Source organism: Arthrobacter sp. TB 26, assembly GCF_000427315.1.
Classification (GTDB): domain Bacteria; phylum Actinomycetota; class Actinomycetes; order Actinomycetales; family Micrococcaceae; genus Arthrobacter.
The window spans coordinates 327-3,161 of record NZ_AUPJ01000288.1 but is presented as its reverse complement, the minus strand read 5'-3'; the positions used below and the strand labels follow the sequence as shown (position 1 = coordinate 3,161).

Sequence of the window (2,835 nt, the reverse complement as noted above, 5' to 3'; positions counted from 1 at the left end):
CCGTCGCGCTGTCCCTCGCCGTCCACACCCTGGTCCCCGTGCTCCCGGCCATGACGCTGGCCGTGGCGTCCGGGCTCCTGGCCGCGAACGTCCCGGGGCTGGCCGGCTGGGNCCGGCCGGCCGGGGCTTGACTTTGCCGGCAAGCACCTGATGCGCGCCGGGATTGTCATCCTGGGACTGAAGGTCAGCCTCGTGGATGTGCTCGGTCTCGGCTGGGCCGCGCTGCTGCTGATCACGGGCGTCGTCCTGGCCGCCTTCGCCGGAACCTACGGCATCAGCAGGCTCTTCCGGCTGCCGCCGCAGGTATCGCTGCTCATTGCCACCGGGTTTGCCATCTGCGGGGCCTCGGCCATCGGGGCGATGGCCGCGGTGCGCCGGATCCGGCAGCACGACACCGTGCTCCCGGTGGCCCTCGTGACCCTGTGCGGTACCCTGGCCATCGGCGTGCTGCCGCTGCTCATCCAGCCGCTGGCCCTCAGCCCGGAAGTCTTTGGCGCCTGGGCCGGCGCCTCCGTGCACGACGTCGGACAGGTGGTGGCCACGGCGCAGACCGCCGGGGCGGCGGCGCTGTCCGTCGCCGTCGTCGTGAAACTCACCCGGGTGATCCTGCTGGCCCCCATGGTCGCCGCCGCGGGGCTGCACCACCGCAGCAGCGCCGGCGACGGACTGAAGCGGCCACCCATCGTCCCGCTGTTCGTGCTCGGGTTCGTTGGGTTGGCCGCCCTGCGCACCACCGGCTGGCTCTCCCCCGCCGTCCTCGACGCCGCCGCGGTGCTGCAGGACATCGTGCTGGGGATGGCGCTGTTCGGCCTCGGCTCGGCGGTGCGGGTGGGCCAGTTGCTGCACACCGGCGCGCGCGCCCTGCTGGCCGCGCTGGCGTCGTGGCTGCTGATTGCCGCGCTGGGGCTGGGGGCCGCGTTCCTCATGATTAGATAGCTGGGTGTCGAACCAGAACCTGCGCCGCGATGAAGCCGCAACCCGCTCAGCCCTGATCACCACCCACAGCTACGACGTCTCGCTGGACGTCCGGCAGGCAGCGGATCCGGACGTCGCCGGCTACCCGAGCCGCAGCGTCATCAACTTCTCCGCCAGTGAACCCGGCGCCTCGACGTTCCTGGACTTCATCAGCAGCGAGGTGCACAGCGTCTTCCTCAACGGCAAGGGGCTCCCCGTCGCCGACGTCGTGGACGGCTCCCGGATCCGGCTCGACAACCTCCAGGCCGAAAACCAGGTCACCGTCACCGGCACCGCGCTCTACAGCACCTCCGGGGAAGGCATGCATCGCTTCGTCGACCCGGCCGACGGCCAGTGCTACCTCTACACACAGTACGAACCCGCCGACGCCCGCCGGGTGTTCGCCAACTTCGAACAGCCCGACCTCAAGGCGGAATTCACCTTCCACGTCATGGCGCCGTCGGTTTGGCAGGTGGCCTCCAACGGCATCGAGACCCAGCGCACGCTCCTCACCAGCGACCCGGACACGAGCCGCTGGGACTTCGCCCCCACGAAGGCGATGTCCACCTACATCACAACTGTGCTGGCCGGCCCGTACTTCAAAGCCGAGGACTCCTGGACAAGGACGCTCGACGACGGCACCCGCCTGGATGTCCCGCTCGCCCTCTACTGCCGCGCCTCGATGGCACCGTCGTTCGACCACGAGGCACTGTTCACCCTCACCCGGAATGGACTGGAGTTCTTCAACGGGCTCTTCGACTTCCCGTACCCGTGGGGGAAGTACGACCAGGCGTTTGTGCCCGAGTACAACCTCGGCGCCATGGAGAACCCCGGGCTGGTGACCTTCACGGAAAGTTACGTCTTCACCTCGCGGGCCGCCGATTCGCAGTACCAGGCCCGCGCCAACACCCTGCTGCACGAGATGGCGCATATGTGGTTCGGGGACCTCGTCACGATGCAGTGGTGGGACGATCTGTGGCTCAAGGAATCCTTCGCGGACTACATGGGCACCCTCGGCGTGGACCGCACCACGGACTGGGCCACGGCCTGGGTGAACTTCGCCAACAACCGCAAGGCCTGGGCCTACGTGCAGGACCAGCTGCCGACCACCCACCCGATCGTCGCGGACATCCCCGACCTCGAGGCCGCCAAGCAGAACTTTGACGGCATTACCTACGCCAAGGGCGCCTCGGTGCTCAAGCAGCTCGTCGCGTACGTGGGCTTCGAGGCCTTTATCGCCGGCTCACGCCAGTACTTCAAGGACCACGCCTACGGCAACACCACCCTGGCCGACCTGCTGGCCGCGCTCAGCGCCGCCTCCGGCCGGGACCTCGCGGACTGGGCCCGCCAGTGGCTGCAGACCTCCGGCATTTCCACTCTCACCAGCGAGATCGAGGAGCACGACGGCGTCCTCGGCACCGTGACGATCCGCCAGGACGCCGAGGACCCGACGACGGGCCGGCAGGAGCNNCGCGCCCGCACCGGCTGCGGATCGGCCTGTACGGGATGGACGATGCCGGCGCCCTGGTCCGCACCGACAGCGTCGAGACCGACGTCAGCGGCGCCCGGACCGAGGTGACGGCCCTGTCCGGCAAGGCCAGGCCGGCCCTGCTGCTGGTCAACGACGAGGACCTCAGCTATGCCAAGGTCCGGCTGGATCCGCGCTCCGAGGCCACCGTGCGGACCTCCCTCGGCGCGCTCAGCGATCCGATGGCCCGCGCCCTGTGCTGGACCGCGCTCTGGGATTCGGCCCGCGACGCCGTCACCCAGGCAGCCCTCTACGTGGACGCCGTCAAGCGCTTCGGGCCCGCAGAGACCGGGATCGGCGTGCTGCTGAATGTCCTGGGCAACGCCGCAACCGCGATCGAACGCTACGTCCCC

Annotated in this window: 2 pseudogenes (1 of these 2 cut by a window edge); both read left to right on the top strand. The window is 69.5% G+C overall.

Going from position 1 to position 2,835, the window contains the following annotated elements:
• Positions 1–8: 8 nt before the first annotated feature.
• Positions 9–936: pseudogene (locus K789_RS22815) on the top strand (YeiH family protein).
• Between the two features lie 4 nt (positions 937–940).
• Positions 941–2,835, top strand: a pseudogene (gene pepN, locus K789_RS22810) (aminopeptidase N); its annotated part runs 326 nt beyond the window's last position; the annotation flags it as partial.